Annotated in this window: 4 protein-coding genes; 2 read left to right on the top strand and 2 right to left on the bottom strand. The window is 62.8% G+C overall.

From position 1 onward, the window contains the following. Positions 1–60 precede the first annotated feature (60 nt). Both ACE03M_RS02840 and ACE03M_RS02835 read right to left on the bottom strand, forming a co-directional pair. A complete protein-coding gene (locus ACE03M_RS02840) occupies positions 61–1,512 on the bottom strand; it encodes an RNA polymerase sigma factor (protein WP_485932699.1) in 1,452 nt (483 codons plus the stop codon). 187 nt (positions 1,513–1,699) lie between these two features. After that, positions 1,700–2,887, bottom strand: coding sequence for a DUF4192 family protein (locus tag ACE03M_RS02835; protein WP_485932698.1), 1,188 nt, complete (start codon positions 2,885–2,887; stop codon positions 1,700–1,702). A gap of 164 nt (positions 2,888–3,051) precedes the next feature. Between ACE03M_RS02835 and ACE03M_RS02830 the strand changes: the two genes are divergently transcribed. Beyond that, on the top strand, positions 3,052–3,843 hold the full coding sequence (locus ACE03M_RS02830) for a spermidine synthase (protein WP_485932697.1): 792 nt from the start codon (positions 3,052–3,054) through the stop codon (positions 3,841–3,843). 86 nt (positions 3,844–3,929) lie between these two features. Then, on the top strand, positions 3,930–6,140 hold the full coding sequence (locus ACE03M_RS02825) for a HelD family protein (RefSeq protein ID WP_143923768.1): 2,211 nt from the start codon (positions 3,930–3,932) through the stop codon (positions 6,138–6,140). Positions 6,141–6,171 lie beyond the last annotated feature (31 nt).

Genomic DNA, 6,171 nt, shown 5'->3' with positions numbered 1-6,171 from the left:
GGCGATCGTCGTCACCGAGCTCATGCCGTGAGGCCGCAGCCATGGCAGGAGACAGCTGTGTCAGTCGAGGTAGTCCCGCAGAACCTGGGAGCGCGAGGGGTGCCGCAGCTTCGCCATCGTCTTCGACTCTATCTGGCGGATACGCTCACGCGTGACTCCGTAGACCTTGCCGATCTCATCCAGTGTCTTCGGTTGACCGTCGTTGAGGCCGAAGCGCATCGACACGACACCGGCTTCGCGTTCGGACAAGGTGTCGAGAACCGAGTGCAGCTGTTCCTGCAGCAGGGTGAAGCTGACCGAGTCAGACGGCACGACTGCTTCGGAGTCCTCGATGAGGTCACCGAACTCCGAGTCGCCGTCTTCGCCCAGCGGCGTGTGCAGAGAGATGGGCTCGCGGCCGTACTTCTGAACCTCGACGACACGCTCAGGCGTCATGTCGAGTTCCTTGGCGAGCTCTTCCGGGCTCGGTTCGCGTCCGAGGTCCTGCAGCATCTGACGCTGGACACGCGCAAGCTTGTTGATGACCTCGACCATGTGCACGGGAATGCGAATGGTGCGAGCCTGATCGGCCATGGCACGGGTGATGGCCTGACGGATCCACCACGTGGCGTAGGTCGAGAACTTGAACCCCTTCGTGTAGTCGAACTTCTCGACTGCACGGATGAGGCCCAGGTTGCCCTCCTGAATCAGGTCGAGGAAGAGCATTCCACGGCCGGTGTAACGCTTGGCCAATGAGACGACGAGACGCAGGTTGGCCTCGAGGAGGTGGTTCTTCGCAATGCGACCATCGTGGATGATCCACTTGTAGTCCATGGACTCACGGGGTTCGGTGATGCCACCGGCATCGAGCAGGTGCTCGGCGTACATTCCGGCTTCGATGCGCTTGGCCAGATCGACCTCTTCGGCCGCGTTGAGCAGTGCGACCTTGCCGATCTGCTTGAGGTAGTCCTTGACCGGGTCCGCGGTCGCGCCCGCAGAGACGACCTGCTGTGCAGGTGCATCTTCTTCGTCGGCGTCGGAGACGATGAAGCCGCCGGCCTCTGTGACAGCGGCGTTCTTCTCCTTCTCTTCGGAGTTCTTCGTCTCGGTCGCCTCAGCTGGGCTCTGCTCAGTGCCGAGAGCATCAGTTGCCGGCTCGGCTGCCTCGCCCGCCTCAAGCACGTCGTCGGACTTCTTCTTCGCCCCCGCGGCCTTGGTGGGCTTCGTCACCGTCTTCTTAGCGGCGGCGGTCTTCGCCACCTTAGCTGCGGTCGATTTCGTCGCAGCGACTTTGGCGGTCGTGGTCTTTCGGGCCGCGGTGGTCTGCTTGGTCCCGGTCTCCGCTGCGGTCGCTGAAGCCGATGTCTTCGTCGTCTTGGCTCCCTTCGACGCCGCAGTGGTCTTGGATCCAACGGTGGAAGTGTTGGCGGCCGTTCCCTCCGACTCTTCCGTCACCGTCGTGGATTCCTTGTCGACTCTCGGCACGTGTTCACCTTTCGCGAGCGTTGAAACTTCTCGAATGCACCAGGACATTACTAAGACCCATGTCAAGAGGTCCAGATATCTGGCCCGTGGGGAACACAGAGTTCGCCCATGATGCTATGACAGGGTCAACACCCAATTTTCGCACGATATTCCCGGCTTTGCGAATTGGGCCCCGGACGGGGGTTCGGGGCCCTGCGCCAAGCTCTTCGTGAGAGCCGCCACCGTATCGTCGGACTCATCCGGGGCCTCGGCGTGCTGACATCAGCCACCGTGGGAGATACCCCTGTTCCACTGCGTTCAGGATCAGGGTGGCCATCGCATGGTCAGCATCGAGTTCGAGCCCTGCCTGGGCGTAGTGCTCTGCCATGGTCGAGCCTCCCAACGACCATTCGAACCATGCGATCACAGCATATGCGGTGGCCCGAACGTCGGGATGTCCCAAGGGTATATAGGCTTTGAGGAACTCAATGCCCAACTGAACATCACAGGGGCGAGGTGCGCGTGGGGAAAGCCCCACCATCTCCTGTGCGGCTTGCGGGGACCTCGCGTATCTCTGTGCGCGAAGGTGCAGCTGTCCGGGACCGCACTTCTCGATGTCGGCTGGTGCGAAATTCGGGTGATCGAAGCTGAGGATCATTTCTAGTGCGTCCCGGGACCATTTTTCGCTGAGGATCGCGTCGACGGCCATGGTCGTCTGCAGAGTCATCAGCTCTGCGAGGGCAGTCGGGTCGATGCTGTCCTCGACCTCGCTCAGGCGAGCAAGGCGAGGGTAGAGGATGGATAGGACGTCGAAGCCTTCGGCGATGCTCAGCCAGATGTCGCGTTGGCCGTTGCGACTGGCGGTGAATTCTGCTGCCGACACGGGCCTGACCACGAGTTCCCGCGGGGACGCCGCAGGAGAGGAACCCGCCGCGACGAGTTCCGTTGCACACGCCGAGGTCGAGGCGGCTTCGAGCAGCGTGCTGATCTGAGCATCGTCGTCGATGCGGCCGAATCGCTCCTCACTGACCCACCATGCGCTCAGCGTATCGATGCCTCGGTCCCCCAACGACAGCGCGATCTCATCGATCGCCGCCCGGATGAGGTCTCGGTGGACGCGTGGGTACTCGTCGCTGTGCCCGCTGGCTCCTGCCAGAGCCGCCACTGGCAATCCGCTCTGGTACTCCGAGTCGTAGAGGACGAGGAACACCCCTGTCGCCGTGCACGCTCCAGCGATGAGATCGCTGTACCACTGACCACCTTCGGCCACGAGATGGGCCGCTGTCTCCAGGTCGAAGTCGACGCGAAGCGTCGTCGCACATGTCTGGGCGCCGTGTTCGTCGGTGCCCACGATGACGGCCACGAGGCTCTCCCGTGGAATGTAGCCGAGAGTGTGGGGCACGATTCCGATGATGTCTTCTGCTGTCTTCGCTGTGGTCTCCATGACAACACTTCAGCTCCTGCCCTGCCAGGTTGACCAGAGTGAGCTGTGCACATGTGGAAACGCTTGAGGCGTCCACACCCCGAACGCACATGAGTGTGGGCCGATTTCCCCAAGCGAAGTCGCACAGAATTGCCACCGCGGCTCAACTGGCATACAAGTGAGGGGTGGCAAAACGACGGATATACACAGCACCTGGCTCACAAGTCGTCGAAATCTCGACCGGCACCGCGCGCCTGGAGAAGGTCGACGGGGAGGTCGACAGCTATGTCCTCCATGTCAACGGGGTGCCTTCATCATCGATCACTCTGAGCGAGCCGACTCGGCTGGACTTCGAATATCTGGATTGGATGTCACGGATCATCGATATCCAGTTCGCGGCCGGTCCGCTGCGAGCAGTCCACATCGGGGCTGCGGGATGTGCACTTGCCCGGGCCATTCATGCCCAGCGGCCCGGTTCGAAGCAGACAGCGATCGATATCGATCCCCTGCTCCTCGACTACTCACGCACCTGGTTCGATCTGCCGCGCGCACCTGGTCTGGCTCTGCGTGCCGGAGACGGCGCGGTCGAAGCCGAAAAGTTCCGTCCCGACACCCTTGACGTGCTCATCCGTGATGCCTTCGATCATGACTCGGTGCCACCTGCACTGCAGACCTCGGTGTTCTTCACCACCTGTGCGCGCATCCTCAAGGACTCGGGTGTCTATATCGCCAACGTCCCCGATGCTGGTGACCACCGCGTCCTCAGAGCAGAACTGGAGCTGCTGAATTCTGCGTTCGACCATATCGCTGCCGCCGCCGAGCCCGGAATCCTCAAGGGACGCAGACGTGGGAACGTGGTCGTCATCGCCTCCAATTCGCCGCTGCACGTGCACGAGCTCGATAGGAGTCTGCGCACTGCGGCGACAATGGCGACTTTCCTGACGGGGCAAGCGCTGAAGTCGCGACTGGGGCTGTGACGGAACACACCTGGCATGATTCATTGCTTCCAACTACTCCCGGTGAGAAAAGTTCGGCATAATGGAATGCCGATTGGGAAGGTGAGATGACCGAGACTTCAGAAATACGCGTCGAGCAGGTCAAGCTTGACGAGCTCTATGCACGACTCGACGAATTACGAGATGAGGCAACTGCCCGGCTGGGTACGGTGAGGATCTCCGAAGTCGGCGGCAATCATCAGCACCGGAGCGAACGGGATGCGTTCGCCACCCTGTATGAGGACCAGCTGATCCGGCTCAACAGCGCCGAAGACGGGCTGTGCTTCGGCCGTCTCGATTTCAGAACCGACGCCGAGCCCAGCTACATCGGACGGATCGGGCTCACCGACGCCAACCGTCAGCAGATCCTCATCGATTGGCGCGCACCGGCTTCGGAGCGCTTCTACCAGTCGACTGCTGCCAACCCGGCGGGAGTCGTGCGGCGCCGCCACCTGGTGACGAAGAACCGCACGGTCACAGACCTCGAGGACGATGTGCTCGACATCGAGGCTCTCGACGATGCCGACCGATCGAATCTGCAGGGCGAGGGTGCGCTGATCGCGGCACTCACGAATCACCGGACCGGTCGAATGGGCGATATCGTCGCGACCATTCAGGCCGAACAGGATGCCATCATCCGCCAACCCCTCCAGGGTGTGCTCGTGGTTCAAGGTGGGCCGGGAACCGGAAAGACGGCGGTGGCACTCCACCGCGCGGCCTTCCTCCTCTATCGGCACCGTGAGCGGATCGCCAAGTCGGGCGTGCTGCTCGTCGGCCCCTCCGCTGTGTTCCTCAAGTACATCGAGAAGGTCCTGCCCAGCCTCGGCGAGACCGGTGCGCTTCTGCTGACACCGGGCCAGCTCTATCCAGGTCTCGAGACCGAGCTGACCGATGACACGGATGTGGCAGTGATCAAGGGCCGCTCCGAGATGGCCGCGGTGCTGAAGAACCACATCGCGAACTACGAACGGATCCCCGAGCAGGACGAAGAGCTGCGCGTCGGCTCACACACCATCTGGCTGCGCCGCCGCGACGTGCGCGGAGCTCGCGATCGAGCCCGTCGCAGCGGGGATGCTCACAACGCCGCCCGGACCGGCTTCGTCTCAGGTCTGCTCAAGACACTCGCAGAAGATCTGGCCAGGGAGATGGGCCTCGACGGTGCAGGTGAGAGACTGCCGGAGCTGATGGACGAGCTGCGCTCGAGCGTGGATGTGCGCCGAGCTCTCAACCTCGCCTGGTTCCCGATCAGTCCTGCTGCGGCGCTCCGTGCCCTGCTGTCGAAACCGCACAAGCTGCAGGCCGCTGCCAGCCACCTGCTCTCGCCCGAAGATCAGCAGACGCTGATTCGCCCGCCCAATGCCGAGCTCACCGTTGAGGACGTTCCTCTCCTCGACGAACTCGCGGAACTGCTCGGCAGCAGTCCGCAGCAGACTGCTGCCCGCGACGAGTCCGCTCGTGAGTACGCCGAGGCGGTCCTCGATATGACCGACACCTCTGCCCTCATCGATGCCGAGACGCTTGCCGCCAGGTGGGAGGAAGAGGGACCGACTGTCACTCTGGCAGAGCGGGCGCTCGATGATCGCGAATGGACCTACGGCCACCTCGTCGTCGATGAGGCTCAGGAGCTTTCGCCAATGCAGTGGCGTGTGCTCTTCCGGCGAGTTCCGTCGAAGTCCGCGACTGTCGTGGGCGACCTGGCACAGTCCTCGCACGTGGACAACACCCGGACGTGGAATTCCATCCTGTCCGAGTTCGTCGGGGACCGTTACGCACTGCAGGTGCTGACCGTGTCCTACCGGACGCCCCAGTCGGTGATGGACCTGGCCAACCGCTACCTGCACCGTCATTTCCCGCAGCTCGAACTCGTCGAATCCGTCCGGCAGGGCGGCCCTGACCCGCACATGCAGTCGTTCGCTTCGACGCAGGACGCGGTCAATGCCCTCGTGCCCACCGTCACTGATGAGGTCGAATCCGTGGAAGGTGGGAAGATCGCCGTGATCGCGCCTGCCGATCTCATCGATTCCGTCGCCGAGGTGCTCGCCGGCTTCGACATCGGCCGCTCGGTCACCGGCCTCGACCATCAGATCGCAGTCATCACGGCGCAGCAGGCGAAGGGACTTGAATTCGATTCGGTCGTCATCGTCGAACCGGGGCTGATCGCCCCTGACGGTCACGAGGACGGGGTCGGCGCGCTCTATGTATCGCTGACGCGAACCACGGACCGACTCCGGATCCTGGCTGCGGCAGCGACCGAACTGAGCGAGCTCATGGCCGACTGATTTCAGCGCGGCATCTCACGCGTTTACCGGC

It is taken from the genome of Brevibacterium sp. AGC70, from assembly GCF_057334195.1.
This window is presented reverse-complemented; position numbering and strand designations above follow the sequence as displayed.